The organism is Rathayibacter sp. VKM Ac-2762 (assembly GCF_009866585.1).
GTDB lineage: Bacteria > Actinomycetota > Actinomycetes > Actinomycetales > Microbacteriaceae > Rathayibacter.
This window is the reverse complement of record NZ_CP047419.1, coordinates 2,167,586-2,193,987: the sequence shown is the minus strand read 5'-3', so window position 1 is coordinate 2,193,987 and position 26,402 is coordinate 2,167,586. Positions and strand designations below refer to the sequence as shown.

Sequence of the window (26,402 nt, the reverse complement as noted above, 5' to 3'; positions counted from 1 at the left end):
GGAGAGCGGTGCGGTGGTCACGGTGAGCTCCTTAGAACAGTGATCGGTCAGGGAATGAGAGCGCCGGCGTCGTCGAGCCGGCCGATCGGGAGGCGGTGCTCGAAGGAACGGCCGCGGAGGCCGTCGGCGTGGACCGCGATCCAGGTGAACCACTCCGTCGGCACCCACGGCGGCAGAACGAGAGCAGCCTGGTCGGCGAGCTCGGAGTCGTCGGGCAGGGCCTCGACGCGTCCTGTGACGACGACGCTCCACGTCCTGCCGGCCGTCCTCGCATCGACCTCGAACACGACGTGGTGATCGTGCGCCATCGCCCTGAACTTCGCGCCGACGTCGGTGCGGAAGACGAGGGTCCGGTCGATGCAGGCGTAGTCGACGGGGAAGATGTCCGGACGCCCGTCCGAGATCACACCGAGGTGCCCGAACGTCCGGCTCGCCAGGAGGTCCCACCCTTCGGAGTCGGTGAGCTCGACGACCGCTCCCTGCGGCGACCAGCCGTACTCGCTCACCTCGTGGGAGTCGGCGAGGGGCTGCTCCGTCTTGACTGGTCGCCCGTCTGCGGCCGCACGAGGATCTTCACCGCGGTCTCCTTGTGGTCGATGAGGGTGTCGAATCCGCCGTCGATCAGGCGGTCCAGCGGGATGCGCGCGGTGATGAAGGGCTCGAGGTCGACCTTCCCTGACTGGACGAGGGCGATCGTCGCGGGGTGGTCGTCGACGTAGGCGATCGTGCCGCGGAGGTCGATCTCCTTCAGCACCAGCTTCTGCATGTCGATGCTCGCCCGGCTGCCCCAGATCGAGACGTTGACGATGACTCCGGCCGGCTTGACGGCGTCGAGGAGCTGGTCGAGGACGGCGTTGACGCTCGTGCACTCGAAGGCGACGTCCACGCCGTTCCCGTCGGTGAGCTCGTGCACTCGGGCGAGGAGGTCCTCGGTCATCGGGTCGATGACGACGTCGGCGACTCCGGTCTCGCGCGCCATCGCCTGGCGGGCGGCGCCGGGCTCGGAGATGATCACGCGGACGCCCTCGGCGGTGAGGACCGCGGCGAGGAGGAGCCCGATGGGCCCCGCGCCTCCGATGAGGGCGGTGTCGCCGCGCTGGGCGCCGCTGCGGGTGAAGGCGTGGTGCCCGACGGCGAGCGGCTCGATCAGGGCGGCCTGGTCGAGCGGGATGTCGCCGATCGGATGCACCCAGCGGCGGTCGACGACGACCTTCTCGCTGAGCCCGCCTCCGCCGCCCGCGAGGCCGATGAAGCCCATGCTGGTGCAGAGGTTGTAGTGCCCGGCGAGGCACGGGGCGCAGTGCCCGCAGACGAAGTAGGGCTCGACGACGACGTTCGCGCCGACCTCGAGATCGGTAACCCCGTCGCCGAGGGCGGTGATCGTGCCGCTGAACTCGTGCCCCATCGTGACCGGTACCTGCTCGTGCGTCAGCGGGTGAGGGTGCCCGGCGGGCGGGATGAAGATCGGGCCCTCGAGGTACTCGTGCAGGTCGGTGCCGCAGATGCCGCACCAGGCGACGTCGATGGCGACGGCTCCGGGGCGCAGAGCCGGCTCGGTGATGTCGTCGATGCGGATGTCGTGCGGGCCGTGGAAGCGTGCGGCTTTCATGGGGTTCTCGATTCGAGTCGTGGCGTGGAGAGAGCGGGGGAGCGGGGCGCGCTCAGTAGGAGGTGACGACGAGGTCGTTCTGCAGATGGGTGATGCTGGGGGAGGACCAGGCGGCGCGCTCGGCGGCGCGGCGCTCGGGCCAGCTGCTGACGGTCCCGCTGAGGGTGAGGCGCGTGCCGTCGAGGTGCGCCTTGATCCGATGAGCGTCGACGGTCGCGTCGCGCACGAGAGCCTCACTGATGCGCTGCAGTGCGTCACTCGCGGAGGGTCGCGCGCGCAGGGTGATCATCGAGGTGATGTCCTCGATGCCGTTCACCCGGGCGAGGGCCTTGCGGGCGCTCTCTCGTTCGTAGTCCCAGTGCACCTCCCCCACGAGGACCACGGAGCGGCCGTGGATCTCGGCCTTCACGCTCTCGGGAACGAACGCATCACCCGTCAGGGCGCTCTGGACGCTCTCGGCGAAGTCGGTCTCGCTGATCGTCAGGGACCGCTCGGAGTGCACCGCCAGGTCGTCGACCAGGGTGCGGACGCCGTGCACGCGCAGCGCGGCCCGGCAGGCGGAGACCCGTTCGACGTAGGTTCTGACCTCGCCGGAGAGCGTCACGGTTCCGTGCTCGACGGCGACGCCGATCTGGGCGGCGTGGACGTCGGAGGTCCAGTTGAGCTCGTCCTGAACGGCGAGCTGGATCATCTGATCGGTGCGTGCGGGGGCGTCAGCAGTCATGGCGATCCGGTTCTTCTCCGCCCGTGAACGGGCATCGCGGAGGCGGCTCACGATCGTGCGGATGCGCTCGTGCCGCCGCTCCTGCCTTTGACGCTAGGCACCCGAGCGGTGTGGTCCCAGGGCCGAAGGTCCCGGGACGTTCGCCTCTACCTCCGACCCCTCCGCCCGCGCAGACTCGCCCCAAGACCTCATCGCCACACCTTGTGGCACCGGGGCGGAAGCGAGTGTCATGAACGCGCCCATCGTCGTCGGACTCTCCGACTCCTCCCACAGCCGCGCCGCGCTCGACTGGGCGCTGCACCGCGCGAAATACTCCGGCACCCCGGTCCTGGCCGTGTTCGTCTCGGACACGAACGCCGCCGCCGGCCACCCCGGCGCAGCCACGATCCAGGCCGCCCACGGCGAGGTCGTCCTCGCCCGCGACGCGTTCGGCGCCTCCTCGAAGGCGCCCGATATCGCCGTCACCACGGCGCTGCGCCGCGGCCGCCCCGTCGACATGCTCACCGAGGACGCGCGCGGTGCCCGGATGATCGTCGTCGGCACCCACGACGACCACGACGGAGCCGAGATGAGCACGCGGCACTCGCCCGCCGTGGATCTCGCCGCCCGCTCCACCGCCCCGGTCGCCGTTATCCCGCTTGCCGAGTCAGGCCACCACGGCGGCATCCTCGTCGGTATCGACGGATCACCGGCCGCACGCGCCGCCGTGCTCTTCGCCGCCCGTGACGCCGTCGACCTCGACGAGCAGCTCACCATCGTCCACGTGTGGACGCCGCTGCAGGCCTGGGTCCCCGGCTTCGTTCCCGACCAGGGCTTCTACGACCTGCTCCGCACCGCCAGCCTCGACATGCTCGCTCTCGAGGTCGCCGCCGTCCACGAGCAGTTCCCGGGACTGCTCGTCCACACTGCGTCCGAGACCGGGGACCCCGCGACCGTCCTCACCCGCCTCGGGAAGGACGCCCTCGAGATCGTCGCCGGCGCCACCTCCCGGCACGGCCTCCAGCGCCTGCTGCTCGGCTCCGTCGCCCACGACACCCTTCGCGGCGCCAGCCGGCCCGTGATCGTCGTCCCCGACCCCGCCGTCTCCGACCCCGCCTGATGGCTCCCACCCGCACCGCGAAGGACACCATGACCACCGACTTCAACACGACCCTGCGCGAGATCACCGCCGAGGAGTGCTGGCGCCTTGCGCGGACCACCGACATCGGCCGTCTCGCGGTCATCGATCACCGCCCGTCCACCCGCGGCCCGAGCGCCACCATCGTGCCCGTCAACTTCCTCGTCCACGACGGAGCGATCTACTTCCGCAGCGGCCCGGGCAGCAAGATGATCGACATCACCCAGCATCCGCGCGTCGCGTTCGAGTTCGACGGACACCGGGGCCGGCGACACTGGAGCGTCGTCCTTCACGGCGACGCCCACCGGCTGAATTCCGACATCCACATCGAGAACTCCGGAATCCAGCAGCTCGAGGCGTTCCACGACGACGACAAGAACAACTTCGTCCGTATCGACGTCGAGTCGATCACCGGTCGGTCCTTCTTCCGCTGGCCCGTCTACCGGCTCCGCCGGGCACTGCGCACCTTCAAGGCGCGCCGCCCCGACGCGACCAGCCTGCGCACCACGAAGTAGACCCGCGACCGCGTGGCGGTCCAGCGACGGCGACGCTCGAGATCTTCGACGTCGCCGTTTCCTGTGCCCGCGAACGCGTCAGGGTCAGATCGTCTTCACGACGGTCAAAAGGATCGCCGAGTCCTCGACCGCAAGCAGAGAGTGCAGGCCGTCGGGGACGATCACGGGATCCCCGACCGATCCGTTCCAGGACACGTCGCCCTAGACGAGGAGCACGCGTCCGGTGAGGACCTGCAGGGTGGCCTCGCCGGGGTTCTGATGCTCGGCGAGCCTCTCCTCAGCGCGCAGCGCGATCACGGTCTGACGGAGCTGATGCTCGTGGCCGCCGAACACGGTCTTCGCGCTCCTCCCGCTCGACGCAACCCGGGCGAGCTCGAGTTCGGTGCGGGCGAGAGCGATGAGGGATGTCTTCTGCACGGGTCTACGGCCTTCCAGTGACGGTCGAGTGCGGGACTGGCCGAGAGGCGAGCAGCCGGCGCTCGACCGCTTTGCCCGTCTCGGTGAGCAGGAAGATCGCCGCCGCGATGCCCGCCGTGTACGCCCACTCGCGAACCCCCAGCGGCGCGGAGTGGAACCACGGGTGCATGAAAGGCGCGTACACGAACACCAGCTGCAGAAGCAGGAGGGTGGCGCCCGAGATCCAGGTCGCACGGTTGCCGCGCAGTACTGCGAGCCGGAGGCTCGAGGCCCGCAGGAACCGGCAGCTGAAGAGGAACGCGAGCTGGCCGAGGGTGAGCATCGTGACGGCGGTGGTCTGCGCCTGGGCGCTGGTCGCGCCGATGCCGATCTCGTAGAAGAAGACACCGATGGCCGCCGCCGTGATCAGCGCGGTCACCCAGACGATGCGTCCGACGTAGCTGCGGTCGAGGATCCCCCGCCCGGGGCGCGTGGGCGGCCTCTGCATGATGCCCGGCTCGGCCGGCTCGGTCGCGAGGGCCAGCGACAGGGTGATCGCGGTGATCAGGTTGACCCAGAGGATCTGCGTCGCCTGCAGCGGCAGGGTGAATCCGATGAGGACCGCGAGGAGCAGGACGAGCGCCTGCGCCGAGGTGGTGGGCAGCAGGAAGAGGATCGACTTCTGCAGGTTGTCCCGGATCCGGCGCCCCTCCTTCACCGCGTGCCCGATCGTCGCGAAGTCGTCGTCCGCGAGGACGATGTCGGCCGCCTCCTTCGTCGTCTCGGTGCCCTTGATGCCCATCGCGACGCCGATGTCGGCCCGGCGGAGCGCGGGTGCGTCGTTGACGCCGTCGCCGGTCATCGCGACGACCTCGCCGCGGGACTGCAGCGCGGCGACGATGCGCAGCTTGTGCTCGGGGCTGGTGCGGGCGTACACGTCGACGGTCGGCGCGGCGTCGGCGAGCTGCTCGTCGGTCATCGCCTCGACGGCGTCTCCGGTGAGCACGGCGGAGCCGGTCTCGGCGATGCCCATCTCGCGGGCGATGGCGAGGGCGGTGCCGGCGTGGTCGCCGGTGATCATCTTCACGCGGATGCCGGCCGCGTGCATGGCCGCGATCGCGGCGACGGCCTCGGGGCGCGGCGGGTCGAGGATCCCGGCGACGCCGAGGAAGACCAGGCCGGCGTCGAACTCCGACGCGTCGAGCGTCGTCCTCTCGTCGGTCGTGTGCGAATGGGCCGCGGCCAGGACGCGCAAGCCCTGAGCGCTGAGCTCGTCGACGATCCTCGCCCACCGGGCCCGGTCGATCGGTGCGGTGCTGCCGTCGGGGCGCAGCTCGTGGCTGCAGCGCTCGAGGACCACCCCGGGAGCACCCTTCAGGAGGATGCGGATCGTGCCGGCGGCGTTTCGGGTGCGGACGGCCATGGACTTCGTCTCGGCGGCGAACGGGACGACGGCGAGCCGCTCGGCTCCGTCGTCGTCGAATCCGGCCTTGCGGGCGAGGGTCCGCAGCGCGCCCTCAGTCGGGTCGCCGACGATCTGCCAGCCGCCCTCGCCGTCGACCAGGTGCGCGTCGTTGCAGAACGCGAACGCCTCGATCAGGGCGGTCAGCTCGCTGTGGCCCGCAACGCTCGAAGTGATCGCGCCTTCGGGCGCGTAGCCCGTGCCGGCGACGTCGTGGCTGCCGGCGCCGGCGACGACCGTGCGGACGGTCATCTCGTTGCGGGTCAGGGTGCCGGTCTTGTCCGTGCAGATCGTGGTCACGGAGCCGAGGGTCTCGACCGCCGTCAGCTTCCGGACGATCGCGTGGTGCGACGCCATCTGTCGCACCCCGAGGGCGAGGGTGATCGTGATCAGCGCGGGGAGCCCTTCCGGGATCGCCGCAACCGCGAAACCGATGGTTGCGGGCACGAGTTCGGCGAAGTCTCGGTCGTGGAGGAGGCGGCCGACGAGGAGCATGATGCCGGCGACGGCGATGATCAGGAGTGAGATCCGCTTGCTGAAGGAGTCGAGCTGGCGGGTGAGCGGTGTCGTGGTGCTCTTCGTGCCGGTGACGAGCGCGTGGATGCGCCCGATCTCGGTGTCGAGGCCGGTGGCGGTGATGACGGCGGTGCCGTCGCCCGCGGTGACGTGGGTGCCCGAGAAGACCATGTCGGAGCGATCGCCGATTCCGCTGGCCGCGGGTACCGGCGCGGTGTTCTTCTCGGTCGGCAGCGACTCTCCGGTGAGAGCGGATTCGTCGACGCGAAGGGTGCTCGCGCCGAGGAGTCGAGCGTCGGCGGGGATCCTGTCGCCCGGTTCGACCCGGACGACGTCGCCGGCGACGAGGTCGGCCGCGTCGATGTTGACCCAGGCCCCTTCGCGCCTGGCCTTCGCCGAGAGCGAGAGCATCGCTCGGATCCCGTCGAGGGCTCGCTGGGTGCGGCCGGCCTGCACGACTCCGACGATCGCGTTGATGACCGTCACCGCGAGGATCACGATCGCGTCGACCCAGTCGCCGACGACGAAGGTGACGATCGCCGAGGCGAGGAGGACGTAGATGAGGATGTCGTGGAACTGCCGGAGGAAGGTCAGGACCGGGTTCGGGGCGCGTTCGGGCGGCAGCGCGTTCGGACCGTGCGCGGCCAGCCTCCTGGCCGCCGCCGTCGTCGACAGGCCACCGGCGCCCGTGCCCAGTGCGGTCAGCACCTCGTCCGCGGTCCGTGCGTGGGCCGCCGTCTCGGGCACGAGCGCCGGTGCCGCCATCAGAGGAGCCAGGGGAGGCGCTGGACGAGGGGAAGCTTCTTCCAGTGGTCCCCGAGCCCCCAGGTGTCGCCCGCCGAGAGCACGGCGACCGCGATGAGCGCGAGCGCGTAGACGATGTGGTAGTCGACCAGCGGATTCGTCGATGCGGCGTTCGCGCCGAACGGCCACTCGGCCAGGTACATCAGCACCATCATGAAGCTCCCGACCGCGGCGCTGACCCTCAGGCCGATGCCGAGCATGACGGCGACTCCGACGCCGAGCATGCCGAGCTGGAAGAGGACGTCGCTCGCGGGGCTCGCGATCGCTGTGAAGAACGGCTTCAGCGGCCCGACGACGCCGTCGCCGAAAAGGAAGCCCTGGCTCGGCGTGCCGCCGGCCACCCACGCGCGGGCGGCGGGGGTCGAGAACCCGAGACCGAACGTCTTGTCGAGGAACGCCCAGAGGAAGATGAAGCCGGTCGCCAGACGAAGCACGGCGAGGACCCGTCGACCGAGTCGGCTGGTCACCGGAGTGCTCGCGGCGAGCGGCGAGGCTCCGCGCAGAGAGGTCGGGCGGCGGTCGAGATCTGTGGGTGCGGTCATGGGAGGGCCTCCGGTTCGTGACCACGGTGCGCGGCCTCACGATCAGATTCCGGTACCGCATCCAGACCAGACAGAGGCGAAGGTCCCTGGTCAAGGTCCCTGCGCGGTGCTTGGCTCAGGAGATGACCTCCTCGACCGATCCAGCTGCCGGCGCGCACCGCGACGAGCCGCACGACGGCGCGATCCAGGCGCGCCTGAACTGGCTGCGCGCCGGCGTCCTCGGGGCGAACGACGGCATCGTGTCCGTCGCAGCCCTCGTCGTCGGAGTCGCCGGCGCCACCACCCAGACCCCGGTCCTCCTGACAGCAGGTGTCGCCGGACTCGTCGGCGGCGCGATCTCCATGGGCCTCGGCGAGTACGTCTCCGTCAGCAGCCAGAGCGACAGCCAGCGCGCATTGATCGCGAAGGAACGACGCGAACTCGCAGACGACCCCGCGGCAGAGCTCCTCGAACTCGCCGGGCTCTACGAAGCCAGAGGCCTGACGGCAGGCACGGCACGACAAGTGGCAGCCGAGCTGACCGAGCACGACGCCCTCGCCGCGCATCTGGAGACCGAACTCGGGCTCTCCGAGGACAGCGTCGCCAGCCCGCTTCAAGCCGCTGGCGCGTCCGCGCTCGCCTTCACCATCGGCGCGATCTTGCCGCTGCTCGCGATCCTGCTCACCCACGCGGAATGGCGCGTCCCGTCCACCTTCGCCATCGTGCTCCTCGCGCTCGCGCTCACCGGATACACCAGCGCCCGCATCGGCGATAGCCCACCGCTGCGCCCCACCTTGCGGGTCGTGGCCGGCGGCGCGCTTGCTCTCACCGCGACGTACGCCATCGGATCGCTGCTGGGCGCTTCCGGCGTCGTCTGACGCCCCAGAACGGGAACCGCTTCGGCCGCCCTTCATCTAACCGGGTCGTGGTCGCGGAGAAGCTGTCGATTGCAGCCGATGCGCGCGCCCGCGATCGCAGGGCCGAGGAGGCCGCCCGCCTCGTCGGGCAGAGCCGCGCGACTCTCTACCGCCACCAGGCCGATGCCGCTCGACGCGCGGCGATAGAGCATCCGAACTCTCCCCGGTAAACCACCCCGCGGTCATGTGCAGACGCGCCCGACTTGACTCGAACCCATAGAAGGGTCCCCGGTAGTCCCGTTCCGGGAGGCGCCGCCTGCGCTCGTGTACTGCCGCCGTATCACCCTGAAGAGTTCGAGAAGCCGTCTCCTTCTGTGACTTCGTCGCAGCGAAGACGACGCCATGATCATGCTCGGCGGCGCCGCGTGGACATGATGACCAGCCCGCCGAGTCCGATCAGGGCGATCGATGTGGCGAGGAGCAGGAGTCCTTCCACTCCGGTGGACGCGAGTCCGCCACTGTCAGCTGCTGGTCGCGGCGAGTGGTCGGTCGGAAGATCGCCGTTCACCGGGCCGCTCGTCGTGGAGGGGGAGGGGCTGGCCGCGGGGTCGGTAGTGGGGGTCGGCGCTGGGTCGGAGGGCCCACCGCCGGGGGTCTCCGAGAGGTTGTCGGACAGCGGCGGCGCCTTCAGGGGTGTGAGGAACAACGCCGCTACAGGCTGCGAGACGGCCTCAGCGAGACCCGTTCCCCCGATGGTCCTGAAGTTGACGGAGCCGTTCGATGGGTCGACGGCGGTCGATTGGAGGTACCAGCGCTGGTTGTCGTCGTCGTCCGCGCACGGCTCGAGTGTGACGATCTGGTTGAAGCTGAGAACTCCCCGGCCTGTCGCGCAGTTCCCGGTGGCCGTGTCCAGGAGGCGGACGATCGGGGTTCCGCTCGGAGAGACGCTCGCCGGTTCGGCGACCGTTCTCCACTCGACGATCGACGAGTCGGGCAGCAGGTCTTGCGGAATATCTGCGCGAACGGACTGGTCGGCTCGAACGAGCACCCACTCGAACTGACTGTCCACGAAGCCGATGGTGAATTCCGGTATGACGACCGGGGTGATGGTCACGGACCCGTTCGTCCCGGAGTCGTTGGAGCCGACGGTGAACGAGGAGCTCAACGCGCCGTCCGCGACGAAGCTGGTGCCTCCGGTTCCGCCGCCGAGACGGCTCGCGCCACCGCCGATGAAACCTCCGCCTCCGCCTCCGCCGAGGCCGTTGTCACTGTACGGATCCTCTCCTTCTCCGTCGGGGGCCGTAGCGCCGGTCAAGTAGCTGTTCGTTGCGAGCGTGCTGTCGCTGTTCGAAGGGATGCAGCCGTTCATCACGCAGGAGTTCCCTCCGTCTCGCGCCGCGTCAGCATCGAAAGCCGACGCGGCGGCGCCGGCGCCGCCACCGCCGCCGGCGACGACCAGCGGAAGGAGGCACTCGTCATCCAGAGCGATGGAGGACAGGCCACCTCCTCCCGCGCCCGCCTGCCGCCCGAGATCGGTGTCGCTGGTCCAGGTGCCACCGCCGCCACCACCGCCGATGCCTCCCGCTGCTCCTCGCTCTCGCTGGCTGCCGTCGACGAATCCACCGGCGCCTCCGACACCGGCGAAGAGCTGTGTGCCCGCGCTGACGGGAAGGACCGCGTTCACCACTCCGCCCCGTCCTCCGTACCGGTAGCTCTCATCGAAGATGACGTCCTCGCCTGCGCGCGAACCACCCGCGGCACCCGAGACCGTGACACTGATGCCGTTGTAGCCCTGCGGCTGGACGTAAGGGTCGTCGGTGTTGCACTGCGCCGGCGCCGTGTACGTCACGGGGCTCGCGTCGCCGATCGCGGAGCTGTTCGAGAGGGTGGAAGCGGACGCGGACGGCGGTGCTGCGGCGCTTGCCGCCTCCTCGACAGCGTCCGCTGCGCGGGAGTCCGCGGACGCGTCCGGGTACAGGGGTGTGTCGGGCGGTCCGACAGGCAGGTCCTGCACGAGCATCAAGCGTCCGCCGAAGCTCGCGGTCGGATCCATGCCGTCCTCGGCGAAGGTCAGGCGCTCCGGGCCGGAGTAGGGGTTGCTGGTGAAGACGAGAACCTGTGCGCTGTCGGAGTCGACGACGACCGGCGGAATGGTGTTCGACGTGTCGATTCCATTGGAGATCGGCTGGTACTGGAGGGCGGGGACGTTCTCGATCTCCGCCCACTGCGAGACGCCGTCCTCGACTCGGGGAATCGTGATCAGGGACGGCGGATTCTTGATGCGCGAGGGACGGGTCATGACGAGGGAGGCGAAGTCGTCGTCCGTGGGGACGCGCCAGCCGGTCAGACCGAGCTGCTCGGCACCGACAGAAAGGCTCAGCGGTGGAAAGTTCGGCAGAACGGAGGCGCGCAGCACAGCTTCGCTCCGAGCGCTCGACGTCGCTGCCCACTCCGGGGCGTAGCAGGTGACGGAGGCCATGCAGTACGAGTTCTGAGCGGAGCCCGCGAGCGTGACCGTCTCCGTGGTCCACAGACGGATGGTTCCCGAGACGTCTCCGTTGCTCGGGTCCGTCAGCTTCTCCTGGAGCAGGTCGACGCTCGTGCCGGCCGGGAGGGTGGGTAGATTGCGATTCCCGAGGAGGGACCACTCCTGGATCGCCGGTACCCAGCTGTTGTCGTAGTACTGCTCGAGCAGTGCGGGGCGCGTCTGAACCTGAGGAGAGTGGACGACCTCGGCGAACGCTTGAAGATGAAGAGTGGCGATGTTCCCGTAGTAGGCGACCTGCGACTGCAAGGTGTTCGCGTCCTCAGCGGACAGGAGTGTCGCGGAGGGGCTCGAGCTGCCGACCGCCTTCACCGACCACAGCACGTCTCGGTACGCTTCGAACAGTCCGCCCGTGATGTCGTCTCCGACGAGCACGGCACTGAGCGCGTTGAAGTTGGCCTGACCGTTCTCGGCGACCTCCTTGAGACTGTCGATCTCCTCCTGCGTCAGCGACTCGGTCACACCCGATGCTTCGGCGTCGTCGCGGTGGAGCTCGGTGATCTCGCACACCTGCTGGATGTCGTCCTCGACCTTCTGCAACGCCGTGTTCGCTGCAGTCGACTTCGTGACGAAGGTCTGCCACTTCGCGTCCTGATCGATCTCGGTCGCGAGGGCACTCACATCGGTCTGGATGGTTCTGCCGAGGTCCGCGATCTCCGCCTGCACCTGAGTGACCTGCGCTTTGAGGTCCGCGAGGTCCTGCAGCTCCTCCGCCTCGATCTTCGTGGGCTTCGTCGGGCCGGTCAGCTCGCTGACCACCCACCCGAAGGCGACGTCACCGACCTTCCCGAGAGCGCTCCCCACGACACTCTTCAGCAGATCCTTCGCGGTGGAGGAGAACAGCGATTCGCCGACCTCGGCTGCGGCAGGCGGGCTTCCCAGGTCGGGCGGCGGACTTCCCACCCCGAGCTCCCCGACGCTCCGCTGAATCGCCGGGCAGTCGATGGAGCCCGTGGCCGAGCCGCCCACCGAGTCCTGAGCGAAGACAGCGTCGACGCCTGACACGGCGAATCCGGATCCCAGGAGCGCGATAGCCGCGACGACGCCGGCTGTACGGTTCCAGCGGCGCTTCGCTCGATGGGCTGGGAAGAACGGCACAGGGGCCTCCGAATCCGAGGCGATCTACACTGCGCCGTCAGCCCACTCTGTCCTATGGTCTGCGCGCACTGCCGCCCCCCAAGCAGGGCTGGCGGTCTCACCGTCTCGACGTGCGTCGAGCCGACTCCGAACCGTCGCGCTCGACGAGAACGACACGACGCGCCCCTGCTTGCCGGTGATCAGCCGAACCGCCTCACACCGAGGCTGGTCAGTGGCCCGGCTCGCGCTCGGCATCGCGTTCCGCCTGCGAGACGCCGGTCCGGCACCAGTGAGGCAGCGGAGTCGATCCTGCCGTCACACGCGTCAGGGGAGCGGGCGGTGGTCGAGACATCGAGAACCGGACGAGATGCGATAGCCGATGCGGACTACGGGAGCTGCGGGGGTGCGATCAGTTCGAGGAATCCACCGAGGGCACCTTCGAGGTAGATGATGCGTGTGCCGGCTCGGGCGCCACCGGTCATCCGGTGAGGTGTCCCGACCGGTCTCCAGCCGTGTCCAGCGCAGAGCTCGAGGACACGATCGAGGTCCGAGACCGTGAGCGCGATGTGCACCGTGCCGACCTGTGCGGGCGAGCCGGCGGACTCGAGCTGTCGGGGCGGGTCGTACTGCAGCAGCTCCATCCGGTGGGGGCCGAGGGTCACCGTCGCTGCGCGGATCACGGCTCCACGGACGCCCGTGGTCGCCGCCGTGACGTCGACGTCGAGCGTGAAGGTGCGCTCGAGCACGAACCCGAGACCGGAGCACCACAGCACCAGCGCGTCATCGAGGTCGGCCACGGTGAGACCGGAGTGAGCGACGTCGGAGACGAGGGGTGATGCCATGACATCAGTATCGAGCTCCGACACGCCTGCCTGAGGATGTGCGGCGCTCCTCACCCTCCCTGGGTGAGGCCGGTGATCAGGTTGATGGCGACGGCGACGACGAAGGTGCCGAAGAAGTAGGACAGCAGGGCGTGGGCCAGGGCTACGCGGCGTGAGGGGGTGGAGGACTGGGTGATGCTGCTCGCGCTGTAGGCCATCCCGATCGAGAACGCGGTGTAGGCGAAGTCGCTGTAGGACGGTTCCTCGTCCTGGTCGAAGTCGAAGCGGTGGCGGTCGTCGAGGTAGTACATGCGCGCGTACTTGAAGGCGTAGACGGTGTTGACGAGCGCCCAGGCCGCGACGACCCCGACGACCGCGAGGATCGCGGCCGCGGATCCGACGGCGTCCTTCTGCTGGCTGCGGAGGAGTGCGACGACCACGAGGACGAGGCTGAAGAAGGTGGCGGCGATGATGAGCGAGTCGACCAGCTTCCGGGACCGGTCCTCGTGGCGGGCGAGGTCGCGGGTGCGTTCCGGGCCGGCCGGCCACGCCGTCGACCAGGCCCAGACGAGGAACACCGCCGCGGCGATCGCCCAGCCGAGCAGAGGCGACAGATCGGGGACACCGAGGAGCGCGGCGATCGCCGCGACGGCGACGCCGACGAGTGCGGCGACACCGGCCTTGACGGACAGGTGGGACATGACGGTTCCTTTCTGATCGGTGGTTCGTCGTCCGGTCGCGCAGTGCAGTGATGCTCCGCGCGGAGCTCATCCGGGCCGGGCTGGCGAGAGGGGGACGTAGAGGCCGGCGCGCTCGGCGCGAACGGCGGCGAGCGTGCGGGACGTGGCGTCCAGCTTGACCAGGATGTGCTCGAGGTGAGCGGCGACCGTGCAGGGAGCGACTCCCAGCGCCCGGGCGATCTCGAGATTGGAGCACCCCTCGATCACGTGACCCAGCACCTCGAGCTCCCGCGGTGTCAGGCCCCGCAGGCGCGTCGCGGGCGAGAGCACGACGACTCCGCGGGTCACTGCGGCGAGTTCTCTCTCGCAGGCCAGCACCGTCACCCGCACGTAGCCGTCCGGCGACTGCCGGCTTCCGCGGGGCCACAGGAACGAGGCGTAGTCCTGCCCCTCGGCGATGACGTCCCTCGCGGCGTCGATCAGAGCCGAATCGGCGGTGAGCAGCTCGTCCGGGGAGAGACCCGGGAGGGAGGTGACGCCGTGGTCGGGGAGGAGGACCACCCCTGCTCCGGCTCCGCCGACGACCGAGGCCGACGCGGCGAGCGAGCGGACGGGGTCGATGCCCGAGGCGAGCGTCGGCACGAGTCGGGAGAGGCGTCGGCGGATCGCCGGCGACGGCGGTTCCGCGCTTCGGAACAGCACCGTCATGAAGCCCACGTGCCGGCCGCCGTCCTCGAACAGAGCGACGGACAGGGTCTCGTGGAAGCCCGCGGGGAGCAGGCACTCCGCCCAGGTCTGCAGGTCCCTCGGGGAGTAGGGGACGTCCGACAGGCTGATGGGGGGCCGTTCGCGATCCGCACCGGTCCTCTCGATGTCGAGCGCCATCTGCGGACCGCTCAGGTAGCGGATGCAGGACTCGTCGAGGTCGGTGCTCGCGACCGAGCGGTATCCCGTGCCGTTCGGCTCGGCCAGCGCCAGCCACGCGCCGTCGAAGGGGATGTGGTGGTGCAGCTCGTCCAGCATCGCCTGCGCCCGCTCGTGGACCGGGCCCGGGCGCGCGGCCGTCTCGGCGAGGTGGCGCGCGGCAGTGCGTGACACGGGACTCGACCACCTCAGGACCAGGGGCAGGGGAAACGAAGGGATTGTCCGAAGACCGTTGCTACCGGGATACCACCGAGAGTCCCTTCACGGGGACCCCCTCGACGGCAGACCGCATCGGCAGTCCTGCCGATGGCGCCTCCCGGTCCGTGGGCGTGAGATCGAGGTGTCGCCGGGTCGACCGACGCGCGGCGGCTTCGACGGAACGTCGCGAACGGGAGGGGAACGAGCATGAGAGCAGTGGTGTACGAGGGGCCGCGCGCAGTCGCGGTGAGAGACGTCCCGGATGCGCGGATCGAGCGCTCCACCGACGTGCTGGTGCGCATCACGACCACGAACATCTGCGGGTCCGACCTGCACATGTACGAGGGGCGCACCAGCTTCGAGACCGGGCGGTGGTTCGGTCACGAGAACATGGGCGAGGTGATCGAGGTCGGCGACGGCGTCGACAAGGTGAAGGTGGGGGATCACGTCGTCCTGCCGTTCAACGTGGCGTGCGGGCACTGCAAGAACTGCGAGCGCGGGCTGACCAACTACTGCCTCACCGCTCAGCCCGTCCCGGAAGGGGCCGGTGCGGCGTACGGGTTCGCCGACATGGGGCCGTGGGCCGGAGGCCAGGCCGAGCTGCTGCGGGTGCCGTGGGGCGACTTCAACTGCCTCCGCCTGGGAGAGGACGCGGAGGAGAAGTCCGCCGACTACGTGATGCTCGCCGACATCTTCCCGACCGGCTACCACGCGACCGAGATGGCGGGGGTGAAGCCAGGAGACCAGACCGTCATCTACGGCGCCGGCCCCGTCGGACTCATGGCCGCGCTGTCGGCCACCATCAAGGGTGCGAGCCGGGTCATGGTCGTGGATCGGCATCCGGATCGACTTCGACTGGCGGAGTCCATCGGGGCGATCGCGATCGACGACTCGAAGGTCGATCCTGTGGAGGCCGTGCTCGAGCACACGATGGGGCTCGGCGCCGACAACGGCTGCGAGTGCGTCGGCTATCAGGCGCACGACCCCGGCGGCGACGAGCAGCCGGACCTCACGCTGAACCGCCTCGTCCAGTCGGTGCGCTTCACCGGGCGGATCGGCACCGTCGGCGTCTTCGTGCCGCAGGACCCCGGTGGTCCCGACGAGCTCGCGAAGGAGGGGCGGATCGCCTTCGACATCGGCCTGCACTGGTTCAAGGGCCAGACCATGGGAACCGGACAGGCCCCCGTCAAGAAGTACAACCGCCGGCTCCGCGACCTGATCGCCGCGGGAAAGGCGACGCCGTCGTTCATCGTCAGTCACGAGCTGCCGCTCGAGCAGGCACCGGACGCCTACGAGCACTTCGACAACCGGGACGACGGGTGGACCAAGGTCGTCCTCAAGCCGGGAAAGGCGGCGTGATCATGGCCGGAAGAGCAGCTGCGGCAGTCGGAGTCGGCATCGCAGGGGTCGCGGTGGGCCTCGTCGCCCGTTCCCTCGTGAAGAAGGAACGGGAGTCCGACGGGGACGGGGCCCACCCGGAAGGGTGGAAGGCGGTCACCGTCCTGGGCGAGGCCCGGGACTTCGAGAGCGGCGGGTATCCCGAGCCGCTGGCGCGTCTGGCGGAGTCGCTCGAGATCCGGATCGATCCGGCCCCCGGTGACAAGGGCTTCGAGGTGCACGCCCGGGTCCGCGAGGGTGCCGATGCCGGGGTGGACGACGATCCGGAGAAGGCGCTGCGCGAGGCTCTGCGCGACGCCAAGCAGATCTTCGAGACGGGTGAGGTCCTGCGGGCGACCCCGAGACCGCACGGAGAACGACCGCGCACCCTGCTCGGTGGCGCGGTCGACGAAGCAGAGGACGAGGCGAAAGGCGGAGGTGTGCTGTGAAGGCTCTGTGCTGGACCGGAGTGAACGAGCTCTCGGTCGAGACCGTCGAGGATCCCGGGATCCTCAATGCTCAGGACGCGATCGTCAAGGTGACCCTGAGCACGAGCTGCGGCTCGGATCTCCACCTCCTCGGCGGGTACGTCCCGACCATGCGGGCGGGCGACGTGCTCGGTCACGAGTTCATCGGTGAGATCGTCGAGGTCGGATCGGCCGTCACGAAGCACCGGGTGGGCGATCGTGTGGTGGTCTGCTCGTTCATCAGCTGCGGGAAGTGCTGGTACTGCCGCAACGAGCTCTACTCCCTGTGCGACAACGGCAACCCGAACGCGGGGATCCCCGAGATGCTCTGGGGCCAGGCGCCCGGCGGCTGCTATGGCTACTCCCACGCGCTGGGCGGATGGGCCGGCAGTCACGCCGAGTACATCCGCGTGCCGTACGCCGACCAGGGCGCCTTCGCCGTTCCCGAGGGGATCAGCGACGAGCGGGCGCTCTTCGCCTCCGACGCCGCCCCGACCGGATGGATGGGCGCGGATCTGGGTGGTGTGAAGCCCGGCGACACGGTCGCGGTGTGGGGTGCCGGCGGCGTCGGCCAGATGGCGGCGCGCGCGTCGCTGCTGCTCGGCGCCGAGCGGGTCATCGTGATCGACCGCTTCCAGGAGCGGCTGGCCCAGGTCGAGCAGGTCATCGGCGCGGAGACCATGAACTACGAGACCAGCGAGGTGACGGCCGAGCTCCGCGAGCTGACGGGCGGACGCGGCCCCGACGTGTGCATCGAGGCGGTCGGCATGGAGGCGCACCGCGACGGTCCCGACTTCGCCTACGACCAGGTGAAGCAGCAGCTGCGGCTGCAGACGGACAGGCCCACCGCCGTCCGCGAGGCGATCTTCGCCGCGCGCAAGGGCGGAAGCCTCTTCGTGCTGGGCGTCTTCGGCGGCTTCGTCGACAAGTTCCCTCTGGGGGCGGTGATGAACAAGGGCCTCACGCTCCGGTCCGCTCAGCAGCACGGGCACCGGTACATCCCGATGCTCCTCGAGAGGATGGCGCGAGACGAGATCGTCACCGAGCACCTCGCCACGCACGTCATGCCGCTCGAGGACGGCCCCGCCGGCTACGCCATGTTCAAGGAGAAGACCGACGGATGCGTGCGGGCGGTCTTCCGACCCTGACCGTCGAGGGAGCCGCTCCTCCTCCGCCTTCCTTACCGTTATTTCCGTGGATTCGGGGCAGTTGTAGGCTCCGGAACGCGCCAGGGGTCCCGGGTATGGCTGACCGCCTTCAGCCGCCTGATGGCACGCCGTGATGAGCCGCTCGGGACCCCGCAACGGCAGGACCGCTCATTGAGAAACGCGACCAGATCGCCCAGTAAGGACATGCCGGAGGTCGTTCACGGCGCACCGCACCCCTCAACGGAAGGACCCTGCGTGCCCCAACTCTGGGCCGGTATCGACGCCGGCAAGACCGAACACCACTGCGTCGTCATCGACGGCAACGGAACCAAACTGCTCTCGCAACGCGGGCGTACTGCGGAAGATGCTGCCCGTCTCGTCGGATGGAGTCGTGCGTCGCTGTATCGCCACCAGGCGGACGCCACTCGCCGCGCAGCTGCGGAAGAACAGGCAGCGTCCCAGTAGGGCGCGTTCACTGGCGACCTTTCACTGGGCGGGCCGGTGGAAACGACGAAGGCGGGCAACCCCGAGGGGCAGCCCGCCTTCGTTGTGATCGGCGCTCAGCAGCGCTTCTTGCTGTCGTCTTACGGAGCGAGGATGTAGGACATGCCCACGACGTCCTGCACGGTCCGGGTGTTGTAGTTGCCGGGCCCAGCTGCGCCGTTCATCTCGGTGATGTTGATGTAGAGGCCGTCGGCGCGCTGCTCGATCGAGTCGACCCAGGCGACGTGGCCGTAGGTGGAGTCGGCGCCTTGCACGCCGGGCTCGAAGACGACGATGCTGCGGGCCTGAGCATCGAGGACCGTGGTCCAGCCGTTGGCTGCGGCGCTGGTGTCCCAGTCGAGGGCGTTGCCGTAGATCGCGGGCCGCAGTCCGGTCGCTTCGAAGAACTTCTCCTTTGCGCCCCAGGTGCATTGACCGGCGGCGCCGCTGTTGCCGGTCTCCGTGACTCCGGTTGCGCGGCCGGAGTCGGCGACGGCGGTGGTGGTCTGGGTGGTGGTGTCCGCGAACGCGGGCGCGGATCCGATGACCGGTACCGCGATGGTGAGCGATGCTGCAAGCAGGCCCGCGGCTAGGCGAGGGCGACGGAGGCTTCGTCCGTGGTGGTTCTGGTGGTCGGCCGAGCTGGTGTCGAATTCGTTGCTCGTGCTGGTGCGCATGATGTACTCCTTCGTCTCTTCTTGCTTCCCTTGAACACCTTCAACGCTGCCACTCATGCGTCGTCCATAATGAGATTGGAGGAACCGGACACCGCGAATCCACCTGGCACACAGGGAAATGTCGAGATCGTCGCAGCATCACTGCAGCCTCCGAGACGGAGCGCCTGATCTACTCGGCGTTTTCGTCAAGGAGCTGCGGCACCGTGCGGACGTCGACGCGCTCCTTACGGAGCGTCTCGGTCGCCGATCGCATGGCGATGATGCGGTCGATCATGACGTGCACGCGCTCGACCGGAACGGCCCGGGTGGTGACGACCGGCTCCTCGGCGTGGAGGACGAGCGCGATCGGTTCCGGCGCCGCGCCCGGGGTCGGGTCCTCCGCACCGTCGAAGGGCTCGTGGTCGAGAAGTTCTCGTTCGATCACGAGTTCTTCGTGACGGAGCGTGACGGTGATCGTCCGCTCCTCGGTGACGACGACCTTGCGGACCCGCAGGCGCTCCGTCGGGGTCCAGACGGTCGTGACGTCGAGGTGCTCCTCGGCGCGGATGACGGTGACCGGCTCCGTTGCGGCGGCCTGCGGATTGGAGCCGCTCATCGCTCGGGGTGTCCGGCGCTCTCGCGGAGCTCGCGGCCGTCGGCGACGTCCTCGGCGTGCTTCTCCGCCTTCTTCTCGCTCTGCCGGGTGTCGCGGGGCGGGAGCTGGATGTGCTCCTCGGCTTCGATGCCGGCCTGCAGCTGGCGGCCGCGCTCGAGCTCGGCGTCGAACTCCGCCCCGAAGAGCAGGGCGAGGTTCGTGATCCAGAGCCAGAGGAGGAAGACGATCACGCCGCCGAGCGCGCCGTACGTCTTGTTGTAGTTGCTGAAGTTGGCGACGTAGAACGCGAAGCCGGCCGACGCCAGTGCCCACACCACGAGCGCGAGGAGCGAGCCCATGCTCGTCCAGCGGAACTTCGGCTGCCGGACGTTGGGGGACCAGTGGTAGAGGACCGCGACGATCACGACCATGATCGCGATCAGCACCGGCCACTTGGCGATGCTCCACACCGTCAGGGCGACCTCGCCGAGGCCGATCGCGTCGCCGATGGTCTGCGCGATCGAACCGCTGAGCACGAGGATCAGCCCGGCGATCACGAGCAGGAGGACCGTCACGAGGGTGACGGCGAGCATCGTGGGGCGCAGCTTCCAGATCGGGCGGCCCTCGTCGATCTCGTAGACGCGGTTCATGCCGCGCCCGAACGCGCCGACATAGCCGGAGGCGGACCAGAGGGCGCCGAGGACACCGGTGACGAAGGCCAGACCGGCGGCGGGGCTGGAGGTGAGCTCCTGGATCGGGCCGCGGACCGTGTCGAGAACGCCGCCCGAGACGAACCCGCCGGCGATCTCGAGCACAGTGTCGGTCGTGGTCTCGGCCTGGCCGAAGAGGCCGAGGATCGAGACGATCGCGAGCAGCCCGGGGAACAGCGCGAGGACGGCGTAGTAGGTCAGCCCCGCCGCGATGTCGGTGCACTGGTCGGCGCCGAACTCGCGGAGCGTCTTCTTGAGGACGTAGCCCCACGAGCGCTTGGTGACGTCCGTCGGTCCGTCGGGCTTGCGGGAGTCGTCGGGGTCGGGCGCGGTGCGGTCGCGCTCGGTGCTGGTCTGGGCCACGGTCGTCCTCGATCTGCTCGCGCGGGAAGCGCTGGGGGTGGAACGGAGGGCGCCGGCAGCAGGAGGCGGAGGGCCTTCTGCTGCCGGCGGAGGTGTGTCAGAGCGAGTCGCGGTCGCGGCGCGGGGTCACGCCGTCGTCCTCGAACTCGATCTCCTCGTGGCGGACGTCCTCGGTGACCTGCTGCTGCTCGGTCACGGTCTCGGTACCGAGGGACACGCGCTCGACGGGCACGGTCTCCTTCGCTGTGACGACCCGCTCCTCGCCGAGGACGACCTCGTGCTCCTCCTCGCTGAGCTCCGGCCCCGAGGTCGCCGCGTCGACGTTCGCGTCGGTGATCGGCTCACGGACGACGCGGACCTCGTCATGGGCGACGGGGACCGTGACGGTCTGCTGCTCGGTCACGACGTGCTTGCGCAGGCGGGCGCGTCCTGCCGCGACGCGCTCGGTCCCGACGTGCAGCTGCTCCTCGGAGCGGGTCATCGCGTCGTCCGTCGTGGGGCCGGAGGTGTCGTGGCCGACGCTCGTGTCGACGCCGGTCGTGCCGACGCCGGTGCTGTCGGCACCCGGAGTGACTCCGCCGAAGCCCGCCGCGCTGTCGACGTTGTCGGTCTCGGGAACGGAGGCTGCGCCGGAGAGGTTGTAGTAGCGGTACAGCTCGGCCTCCTCGTCCTCGGTGAGGGATCCGTCGGCGTCGATGCGCGGCGCGTCCTTCACGAAGCTCTTGTCGTAGGCGACTGTGAGGCGGTCGCCCGCGAGGTCCGCGCCCTCGAGCGGCACGAAGGACTCCGAGGTGCCGAAGAGGCCGGTGCGGACGGTCGCCCACACGGGGGCGCCGCTTTCGTCGGAGAGGTAGACCTGCTCGACGGAGCCGATCTTGTCGCCGTCGGAACCGTAGACGGTCGAGCCGTAGATGCTGTCGATGCTGGTGGTGTCGATCATGGGACTTCCTTCATCTCGAGAGTGTCGGGGTCATCGAGAACGACCAGGAGGACCGAGGGAGCGGAGACGCTCGGCCGGTGGCTCACGGTGCCGTGCTCGATATCGACGGTATGACCGCTGGGTGAAATTGGGAGGACGCTTGACAGTTCCCTGGATTGATCGACATCCTTCGCTGCACCCAAGTAGGGGGCAGAAGACGATGGACCGTGGTCGAGTGGGAAGGTCGAGCGACGTGATGTTTCCCACGCTTCGATCGCGTCGTCAAAACTTCTCCTAGGAGCGCCAACGTCTCGCGGAGACGTCTCCTGTGACGCAGTTCGCAGACTCCGAGGGCGTCAGGCGCTCCACTCGGAGAAGCTGCTGTGGAGATCGAAATCGACCGGTGAGGTGAGGTCGTCGTGATCCTCGTGGCTGTCGTCGGCCAGGTCGACGTGTTCGATGAACACGGGCATTCCCGGCGTGATGAGCGCCGAGACGGGGCGCTGGTTCGCGCTGGGGATCTCGATCATGCTGCCGCCCGCGCGGGCAGCGTCCTCGATCGTGCGTTCGAACTCTCCGAGGTCTGTCTCCTCGGGGAGGTAGAAGTGCCTGGTGCCGATGGTCAGTTCGAGTAGTCGCATGAGTTCCCCTCCCCGTTCTGCCGTCTGCTTCACGGTAGGCATGCGGCATCGCCGCTGAGCAGGGCCTTGCTCGGAGAGGGGGGCACGTGAGACGGGACGACTAGGGGAGGGCGGGCTCGGCGTTGCGGTCGTCGCCGAGATTCAGGCCGCCGGCGCTGTTCGCGGCGTTGACCAGGTGCTCGATCCAATCCCGGTTGATGCTCGGGGTACGGCCGCCGGCGTACTCGAAGTGGATGGGAACGCCGTTGTCGATCCAGATCGCATGTCGGCCTTCGCCGGAGTCGTGTCCGGGGCGCCAGCAGACGAAGAACGGCTCGCTGCGGCGCAGCTTCACACCGATCACCACTTGAAGATGGAACAGAGTCCGGTCCTCGAGAGAGAAGGTCTCGCTGCCGTAGTGAAGGTGCCCCATGCTCCGCAGTCTTCCCTGTTCTCGGCCGCGCCGATACGACCGGAGCACACGACAACGGCGCCGGATACCGCCATAGCTTCTGCGTCGAGGTGCCGTACTGGGCGCAGGGAGGCCGGGGTCACGGGTGGTAGATCGTCCACTCCGTCTCGGGCAGTTCCTGCACGTCATCGACGATCCGCACTCGCCAGCCGGCGTCGGTGCGTTCCTCGAGTTCGCCGCGCAGGATCTCCGGCGTCCACCCGTCTCGGGTGCTGACGTATCGGACGAAGCGCAGGTGCTGGCCGGGCTGAGGGTTCACGGGGCCGCCTTTGGACATGACCCTATTTTCTACGCGGCAGGCGTCAGGAACCTGGGATCGCGGGGTACTGCTCTCGGCCGCGTTGTGCGTCGCGGCCGAGAGCAGGTCGGCACCGATGACCCCTCGTCGGTCTGCCGCTCGCGGCGTCAGCGAAGTCCCCACTTCTCGACCGCATCGCACCATTAGACACGACGTGCCAACATCGCGACACTCACACGTCGCCGCGAGTAGTGGGGACTGCCGAAGCGGACGTTTCGTCGCCGTCTCCGTCGTGCTGGGAGCAGGGGTGGTGTTCCTCGTGCGTCTCGCGGCTTGATGTTCTAGGAGTGCACTGCGGCCGCTTGCTCGGTGGTCGTCGTGACGACGGCGACGCCGGCTTCTTTCGCTTCATAGGCGACGGCGGGTGGGACGTCTGGGAGGGTGACGATGGTGTCGAGGTCGCGGAACGTTCCGAAGCGGTGGGCGGCGGTGCGGGTGAACTTCTCGGGTGTGGAGACGAGGACGACGCGGCGGGAGGATTCGATGGCGGCTCTCTTGACCTGCGCGTCGCCCCAGCTCGCGACGGTGAGGCCGGTATCGGGGTCGGCGGCGCAGGCGCCGAGGATCGCGAAGTCGAAGCGCATCGCTCGGATCGCTTCTGCGGCGCCTGCGCCGGTGAAGGCGAGGTCGTCGTGCCCGACGGGTCCTCCTGGGACGATGACCTCGTTGCCGGGGGTTCTCGCGAGTGCGGCTGCGGCGTAGAGGGAGAGCGCGAATGCGGTGATGCCGAGGCCGGCGAGTTCTTCGGCGACGGCCAGTGCTGTGGTGCCGTTGTCGATGAGGACGCTGTCACCGGGCGCGATCATGGCGGCGGCCGTCCGCGCGAGCTCGGTCTTCTCGGTCGCGTCCTCGCTGCGCCGGATCGCGAACGGATACTCCGATCCCCGGGTGGTGACCGGCGCGGCTCCACCCCGGACGCGCCGGAGCGCGCCCTGCTCGGCAAGCTCGGTCAGGTCACGACGGATGCTGATAGCAGAGGCGCCGGTGAGGGTGACGAGCTCGCTCACGGATCGCTCTCCGGAGTCGACCGCCCGAATGATCACTCTTTGACGTTCTGATCGTTGCACATGATCACTCTAGTTCGTACCGTGCATCCCATGACGAGGACAAGCAGGGCCGGGCTGGCAGCTCCGGCGGGTGTGGGCATCATGTTCGCGAGCAACGGGGCGCTGTTCGCAGCGCTCCTGCCCTGGTATCCGCTGCTCACGCAGCGGCTGGGGCTGAGCGCGGCGGAGTTCGGGATCGTGGTCGCGTCGTTCGCGGTCGGGGCGATCGCGTCCTCCGCACTGCCTGCCCCGCTGATCGCGCGCTTCGGTGCGACGCCGGTGGTCATTGCGGGGACGGTGCTGGTCGGGCTGGCGGTCGCGGGGGCTGCGTGGGCGACGTCGGGGTGGATGCTCGCCGTGGCGATCTTCCTCATCGGGTTCTTCGACGCGATCGTGGACGTGGCGCAGAACCTCGCCGGCATCCGCGTGCAGGAGCTCGCGGGCCGCTCGATCCTCTCCTCGATGCACGCCCTGTGGAGCTTAGGCGGTGTCGCCAGCGGCGCGATCGCCACCCTCGCCGCGGCGAACGGAACGGATATTCGGCTCTTCCTCGCGGCGGCCGCGGTCGCGGGCGTCGTCCTGGTGATCATTGGTGATCGACTCGTGGGTCACGCGGCCGACCCTTCCGCAGCGGAGACCACCGGGAGCACGCGCAGCGGAGGAGCGCGGAAGGTCGTGTTCCTGGCGGCTCTGCCGCTGATCGCGATCGCGATCGGCGGGACGATGCTCGAGGACGTCGCGAACAACTGGGCGGCCATGTCCGCGGTGCAGATCGGCGGGATGCCGGTCGCCCTCGCCGGCCTCGCGTTCACGGTCACGATCGGCAGCCAGTGCATCGGCCGCTTCTCCGGCGACCTCCTCATCGGCCGTTTCGGCCGCGCCGCCGTCGCCCGCGTGGGCGGCTTCCTCATCGCTACCGGCGCGCTGCTCGTCGTCACCGCCCACGAGCAGGTCGCCACGCTGCTACTGGGCCTCGCCCTCGCCGGCTACGGATCCGCGACCCTCGTTCCCAGCGCGATGACCGCCGCCGCCGCGCTCCCTGGCGTCAGCGCCGGAGCCGGCGTCACCCTCGTCAGCTGGCTGATGCGCATCGGCTTCCTCGTCACCAGCCCCGTCATCGGCACCCTCACCGACGCGACGAACCTGCGGTGGGGACTGTGCGTGCTCGTCGTCGTCGGCGTCACCGTCTCCCTCCTCGCCCAGAACCTCGCCGCCGCCCCAGCGCCCGTCCGCTCACCGCGCCCCTTGGAGAACCACCGTGACCGCTGACACCTCCCGCCACTCACTGACCGCCTGGCGCAACGCGGTCATGGTCATGTTCGCCCTGGGAGGCGTGACCGTCTCTACCTGGGGACCCCGACTGCCCAGCATCCGCGACTCCCTCGGCATCGGCGACGCCGTGATCGGCATCGCCCTCGCCGGAGTCACCGTCGGCTCGATCACTGGCCTCAGCGTCTCCGCGCTGCTGCTCGCCCGCTTCGGACCCGTCCGCGCGATCCTCGGCGCGCTCCTCGTCATCGCCGCCGGCATCGCCGTCGTCGGCCTCGGCGCCGGCGTCGCCCAGTCCCTGCCCGCCACCATCGCCGGGTTCATCGCGGTCGGCGCGGGCGTCGGCGCGCTCGACGTGATGATCAACGTCCAGGGCGCCGCCGTAGAGACGGCGATCAAGAAGACCCTGATGCCCCTGCTGCACGCGGCCTGGTCCGCCGGCGCGATTCTCGGCTCCGTCATCGGCGCCGCCGCCTCCGCGCTCGGGGTGCGCTTCGAGTGGCAGTTCTGCGCGGAAGCGGTGCTCATCGCCGCCGCCGGCCTCCTCTCCGTCCGCTACCTCCCCAAGGACGCGACGGTCGGCGCAGCCGACGTCGAGGCGCACGCGCCCGGCTGGCGGCAGCGCTTGCGTACGCTCGCCGACTGGCGGCTGCTGCTGATCGGCGTCGTCATGCTCGGCGCCGAGCTCGGAGAGGGCACCGCGAACAGCTGGCTGTCCCTCTCCGCCCGCGACGGCCACGGCCAGACCGAGACCGTCGCCGCGCTCTTCTTCACCCTCTTCGCCGTCGGTGAGACCATCGCCCGCGTCGTCGGCGGTCCGGTCGTCGACCGGATCGGCCGCGTCCAGACGATCCGCATCACCACCGCCGTCGGCGTCCTCGGCCTGGTCCTGTTCATCCTCGGCGGACCCACCTGGCTGATCCTGACCGGCACTGTCCTCTGGGCGATCGGCGTGTCGATGGGGTTCCCGCTGGGCATGTCCGCCGCCGCCGACAGCGGCCCCAACCCCGCCGCCCGCGTCAGCGTCGTCGCCTCCGTCGGCTACCTCGCCAACCTCGCCGGCCCACCCGTCATCGGCGCCCTCTCCGAAACCTTCGGACTGCTCAACGCCTTCTGGCTCGTCGTCGCCCTCCTCGCCGCAGCCTTCCTCGCCGCCGGCGCCTACGCACCCCGCCGCACCGCCGCCCCGACCGTCTGACCACCGAAAGGCCGA

The 26,402-nt window shown here is 69.4% G+C and carries 26 protein-coding genes and 2 pseudogenes; 10 read left to right on the top strand and 18 right to left on the bottom strand.

All coding sequences use genetic code 11. The features are described from left to right. Positions 1-47 precede the first annotated feature (47 nt). Genes GTU71_RS10330 through GTU71_RS10320 form a run of 3 tightly spaced genes read right to left on the bottom strand, consistent with a single transcriptional unit; the run spans position 48 to position 2,333 of the window. Complete coding sequence (locus tag GTU71_RS10330) at positions 48-506, bottom strand: pyridoxamine 5'-phosphate oxidase family protein (RefSeq protein WP_159939932.1); 459 nt, start codon at positions 504-506, stop codon at positions 48-50. After that, positions 503-1,609: a 2,3-butanediol dehydrogenase gene (locus tag GTU71_RS10325; protein WP_159939930.1), complete on the bottom strand. Its 1,107-nt coding sequence runs from the start codon at positions 1,607-1,609 to the stop codon at positions 503-505. Before GTU71_RS10325 ends, GTU71_RS10330 begins: the two co-directional genes overlap by 4 nt. Positions 1,610-1,661: 52 nt before the next feature. Then, entirely contained in the window at positions 1,662-2,333 is a 672-nt protein-coding gene (locus tag GTU71_RS10320; RefSeq protein WP_159939929.1) for a BON domain-containing protein, read from the bottom strand. 229 nt (positions 2,334-2,562) lie between these two features. On the opposite strand from GTU71_RS10320, the gene GTU71_RS10315 reads away from it, so the two are divergent. Continuing rightward, positions 2,563-3,432 (top strand): universal stress protein, encoded by an 870-nt coding sequence (locus tag GTU71_RS10315; protein WP_159939927.1) that lies wholly within the window; start codon positions 2,563-2,565, stop codon positions 3,430-3,432. Then, a complete protein-coding gene (locus tag GTU71_RS10310) occupies positions 3,432-3,965 on the top strand; it encodes a pyridoxamine 5'-phosphate oxidase family protein (protein WP_159939925.1) in 534 nt (177 codons plus the stop codon). Before GTU71_RS10315 ends, GTU71_RS10310 begins: the two co-directional genes overlap by 1 nt. A gap of 84 nt (positions 3,966-4,049) precedes the next feature. On the opposite strand, the pseudogene GTU71_RS10305 reads toward GTU71_RS10310, so the two are convergent. From GTU71_RS10305 to GTU71_RS10295, 3 genes and pseudogenes are all read right to left on the bottom strand, one after another. Further along, positions 4,050-4,382: pseudogene (locus GTU71_RS10305) on the bottom strand (cupin domain-containing protein). Between the two features lie 4 nt (positions 4,383-4,386). After that, positions 4,387-7,104: an HAD-IC family P-type ATPase gene (locus tag GTU71_RS10300; protein WP_159939923.1), complete on the bottom strand. Its 2,718-nt coding sequence runs from the start codon at positions 7,102-7,104 to the stop codon at positions 4,387-4,389. After that, the gene (locus tag GTU71_RS10295) at positions 7,104-7,685 is read right to left on the bottom strand and encodes a DoxX family protein (protein ID WP_167305252.1); all 582 of its coding nucleotides are present in this window, start codon (positions 7,683-7,685) and stop codon (positions 7,104-7,106) included. Before GTU71_RS10295 ends, GTU71_RS10300 begins: the two co-directional genes overlap by 1 nt. Positions 7,686-7,807: 122 nt before the next feature. On the opposite strand from GTU71_RS10295, the gene GTU71_RS10290 reads away from it, so the two are divergent. Both GTU71_RS10290 and GTU71_RS16465 read left to right on the top strand, forming a co-directional pair. After that, positions 7,808-8,542 carry a VIT family protein gene (locus tag GTU71_RS10290; protein WP_159939921.1) on the top strand — a complete coding sequence of 245 codons (735 nt, stop codon included), beginning with the start codon at positions 7,808-7,810 and terminating at the stop codon, positions 8,540-8,542. 5 nt (positions 8,543-8,547) lie between these two features. After that, positions 8,548-8,751, top strand: a pseudogene (locus GTU71_RS16465) (recombinase family protein); the annotation flags it as partial. A 176-nt stretch (positions 8,752-8,927) separates the two neighbouring features. Here GTU71_RS16465 and GTU71_RS10280 read toward each other — a convergent pair. The 4 genes from GTU71_RS10280 to GTU71_RS10265 all read right to left on the bottom strand — a co-directional run bounded on the left by GTU71_RS10280 (position 8,928) and on the right by GTU71_RS10265 (position 14,742). After that, positions 8,928-12,164, bottom strand: a complete 3,237-nt coding sequence (locus tag GTU71_RS10280) for a glycine-rich protein (RefSeq protein ID WP_159939917.1) — start codon at positions 12,162-12,164, stop codon at positions 8,928-8,930. Positions 12,165-12,529: 365 nt separating this feature from the next. Further along, positions 12,530-12,985: a VOC family protein gene (locus GTU71_RS10275; RefSeq protein WP_159939915.1), complete on the bottom strand. Its 456-nt coding sequence runs from the start codon at positions 12,983-12,985 to the stop codon at positions 12,530-12,532. Between the two features lie 50 nt (positions 12,986-13,035). Next, a complete protein-coding gene (locus tag GTU71_RS10270; protein WP_159939913.1) occupies positions 13,036-13,665 on the bottom strand; it encodes a DUF1345 domain-containing protein in 630 nt (209 codons plus the stop codon). Between the two features lie 66 nt (positions 13,666-13,731). Further along, the gene (locus GTU71_RS10265) at positions 13,732-14,742 is read right to left on the bottom strand and encodes a LuxR C-terminal-related transcriptional regulator (RefSeq protein ID WP_208543574.1); all 1,011 of its coding nucleotides are present in this window, start codon (positions 14,740-14,742) and stop codon (positions 13,732-13,734) included. 231 nt (positions 14,743-14,973) lie between these two features. Here GTU71_RS10265 and GTU71_RS10260 point away from each other — a divergent pair, with 231 nt between their 5' ends. From GTU71_RS10260 to GTU71_RS10245, 4 genes are all read left to right on the top strand, one after another. Next, positions 14,974-16,125, top strand: a complete 1,152-nt coding sequence (locus GTU71_RS10260) for a glutathione-independent formaldehyde dehydrogenase (RefSeq protein ID WP_159939911.1) — start codon at positions 14,974-14,976, stop codon at positions 16,123-16,125. 2 nt (positions 16,126-16,127) lie between these two features. Continuing rightward, the gene (locus tag GTU71_RS10255; RefSeq protein ID WP_159939909.1) at positions 16,128-16,592 is read left to right on the top strand and encodes a hypothetical protein; all 465 of its coding nucleotides are present in this window, start codon (positions 16,128-16,130) and stop codon (positions 16,590-16,592) included. Continuing rightward, complete coding sequence (locus GTU71_RS10250; RefSeq protein ID WP_159939907.1) at positions 16,589-17,758, top strand: zinc-dependent alcohol dehydrogenase; 1,170 nt, start codon at positions 16,589-16,591, stop codon at positions 17,756-17,758. The genes GTU71_RS10255 and GTU71_RS10250 overlap by 4 nt, the downstream gene beginning before the upstream one ends. A 255-nt stretch (positions 17,759-18,013) precedes the next feature. Next, the gene (locus GTU71_RS10245) at positions 18,014-18,223 is read left to right on the top strand and encodes a transposase (RefSeq protein ID WP_159939905.1); all 210 of its coding nucleotides are present in this window, start codon (positions 18,014-18,016) and stop codon (positions 18,221-18,223) included. 119 nt (positions 18,224-18,342) lie between these two features. Here GTU71_RS10245 and GTU71_RS10240 read toward each other — a convergent pair whose 3' ends face one another. The 8 genes from GTU71_RS10240 to GTU71_RS10205 all read right to left on the bottom strand — a co-directional run bounded on the left by GTU71_RS10240 (position 18,343) and on the right by GTU71_RS10205 (position 23,917). Further along, positions 18,343-18,918, bottom strand: a complete 576-nt coding sequence (locus GTU71_RS10240; protein ID WP_208543573.1) for a CHAP domain-containing protein — start codon at positions 18,916-18,918, stop codon at positions 18,343-18,345. 169 nt (positions 18,919-19,087) lie between these two features. Then, positions 19,088-19,513, bottom strand: coding sequence for a YsnF/AvaK domain-containing protein (locus GTU71_RS10235; protein WP_159939901.1), 426 nt, complete (start codon positions 19,511-19,513; stop codon positions 19,088-19,090). Further along, the gene (locus tag GTU71_RS10230) at positions 19,510-20,565 is read right to left on the bottom strand and encodes a YihY/virulence factor BrkB family protein (protein WP_159939899.1); all 1,056 of its coding nucleotides are present in this window, start codon (positions 20,563-20,565) and stop codon (positions 19,510-19,512) included. The genes GTU71_RS10235 and GTU71_RS10230 overlap by 4 nt, the downstream gene beginning before the upstream one ends. 97 nt (positions 20,566-20,662) lie before the next feature. Continuing rightward, positions 20,663-21,505, bottom strand: coding sequence for a PRC and DUF2382 domain-containing protein (locus tag GTU71_RS10225; RefSeq protein ID WP_159939897.1), 843 nt, complete (start codon positions 21,503-21,505; stop codon positions 20,663-20,665). Between the two features lie 335 nt (positions 21,506-21,840). Then, on the bottom strand, positions 21,841-22,158 hold the full coding sequence (locus tag GTU71_RS10220) for a hypothetical protein (protein ID WP_159939895.1): 318 nt from the start codon (positions 22,156-22,158) through the stop codon (positions 21,841-21,843). Between the two features lie 67 nt (positions 22,159-22,225). Beyond that, positions 22,226-22,537 carry a hypothetical protein gene (locus GTU71_RS10215; protein ID WP_159939893.1) on the bottom strand — a complete coding sequence of 104 codons (312 nt, stop codon included), beginning with the start codon at positions 22,535-22,537 and terminating at the stop codon, positions 22,226-22,228. A gap of 118 nt (positions 22,538-22,655) precedes the next feature. Beyond that, positions 22,656-22,853 (bottom strand): hypothetical protein, encoded by a 198-nt coding sequence (locus tag GTU71_RS10210; RefSeq protein WP_159939891.1) that lies wholly within the window; start codon positions 22,851-22,853, stop codon positions 22,656-22,658. A 302-nt stretch (positions 22,854-23,155) separates the two neighbouring features. Next, positions 23,156-23,917 carry a DeoR/GlpR family DNA-binding transcription regulator gene (locus GTU71_RS10205; RefSeq protein ID WP_279631246.1) on the bottom strand — a complete coding sequence of 254 codons (762 nt, stop codon included), beginning with the start codon at positions 23,915-23,917 and terminating at the stop codon, positions 23,156-23,158. 54 nt (positions 23,918-23,971) lie between these two features. Here GTU71_RS10205 and GTU71_RS10200 point away from each other — a divergent pair, with 54 nt between their 5' ends. Beyond that, positions 23,972-25,189 (top strand): MFS transporter, encoded by a 1,218-nt coding sequence (locus GTU71_RS10200; RefSeq protein WP_208543571.1) that lies wholly within the window; start codon positions 23,972-23,974, stop codon positions 25,187-25,189. Further along, positions 25,179-26,387: an MFS transporter gene (locus tag GTU71_RS10195; RefSeq protein ID WP_244230525.1), complete on the top strand. Its 1,209-nt coding sequence runs from the start codon at positions 25,179-25,181 to the stop codon at positions 26,385-26,387. The genes GTU71_RS10200 and GTU71_RS10195 overlap by 11 nt, the downstream gene beginning before the upstream one ends. Positions 26,388-26,402: the final 15 nt, after the last annotated feature.

Bases quoted from the DNA above. Each gene is read 5' to 3' on its own strand.
- GTU71_RS10325 (WP_159939930.1), bottom strand. From the start codon at position 1,609: ATGAAAGCCGCACGCTTCCACGGCCCGCACGACATCCGCATCGACGAC.
- GTU71_RS10320 (WP_159939929.1), bottom strand. From the start codon at position 2,333: ATGACTGCTGACGCCCCCGCACGCACCGATCAGATGATCCAGCTCGCC.
- GTU71_RS10315 (WP_159939927.1), top strand. From the start codon at position 2,563: ATGAACGCGCCCATCGTCGTCGGACTCTCCGACTCCTCCCACAGCCGC.
- GTU71_RS10310 (WP_159939925.1), top strand. From the start codon at position 3,432: ATGGCTCCCACCCGCACCGCGAAGGACACCATGACCACCGACTTCAAC.
- GTU71_RS10300 (WP_159939923.1), bottom strand. From the start codon at position 7,104: ATGGCGGCACCGGCGCTCGTGCCCGAGACGGCGGCCCACGCACGGACC.
- GTU71_RS10295 (WP_167305252.1), bottom strand. From the start codon at position 7,685: ATGACCGCACCCACAGATCTCGACCGCCGCCCGACCTCTCTGCGCGGA.
- GTU71_RS10290 (WP_159939921.1), top strand. From the start codon at position 7,808: ATGACCTCCTCGACCGATCCAGCTGCCGGCGCGCACCGCGACGAGCCG.
- GTU71_RS10275 (WP_159939915.1), bottom strand. From the start codon at position 12,985: ATGGCATCACCCCTCGTCTCCGACGTCGCTCACTCCGGTCTCACCGTG.
- GTU71_RS10270 (WP_159939913.1), bottom strand. From the start codon at position 13,665: ATGTCCCACCTGTCCGTCAAGGCCGGTGTCGCCGCACTCGTCGGCGTC.
- GTU71_RS10260 (WP_159939911.1), top strand. From the start codon at position 14,974: ATGAGAGCAGTGGTGTACGAGGGGCCGCGCGCAGTCGCGGTGAGAGAC.
- GTU71_RS10255 (WP_159939909.1), top strand. From the start codon at position 16,128: ATGGCCGGAAGAGCAGCTGCGGCAGTCGGAGTCGGCATCGCAGGGGTC.
- GTU71_RS10240 (WP_208543573.1), bottom strand. From the start codon at position 18,918: ATGCGCACCAGCACGAGCAACGAATTCGACACCAGCTCGGCCGACCAC.
- GTU71_RS10235 (WP_159939901.1), bottom strand. From the start codon at position 19,513: ATGAGCGGCTCCAATCCGCAGGCCGCCGCAACGGAGCCGGTCACCGTC.
- GTU71_RS10225 (WP_159939897.1), bottom strand. From the start codon at position 21,505: ATGATCGACACCACCAGCATCGACAGCATCTACGGCTCGACCGTCTAC.
- GTU71_RS10215 (WP_159939893.1), bottom strand. From the start codon at position 22,537: ATGGGGCACCTTCACTACGGCAGCGAGACCTTCTCTCTCGAGGACCGG.
- GTU71_RS10210 (WP_159939891.1), bottom strand. From the start codon at position 22,853: ATGTCCAAAGGCGGCCCCGTGAACCCTCAGCCCGGCCAGCACCTGCGC.
- GTU71_RS10200 (WP_208543571.1), top strand. From the start codon at position 23,972: ATGACGAGGACAAGCAGGGCCGGGCTGGCAGCTCCGGCGGGTGTGGGC.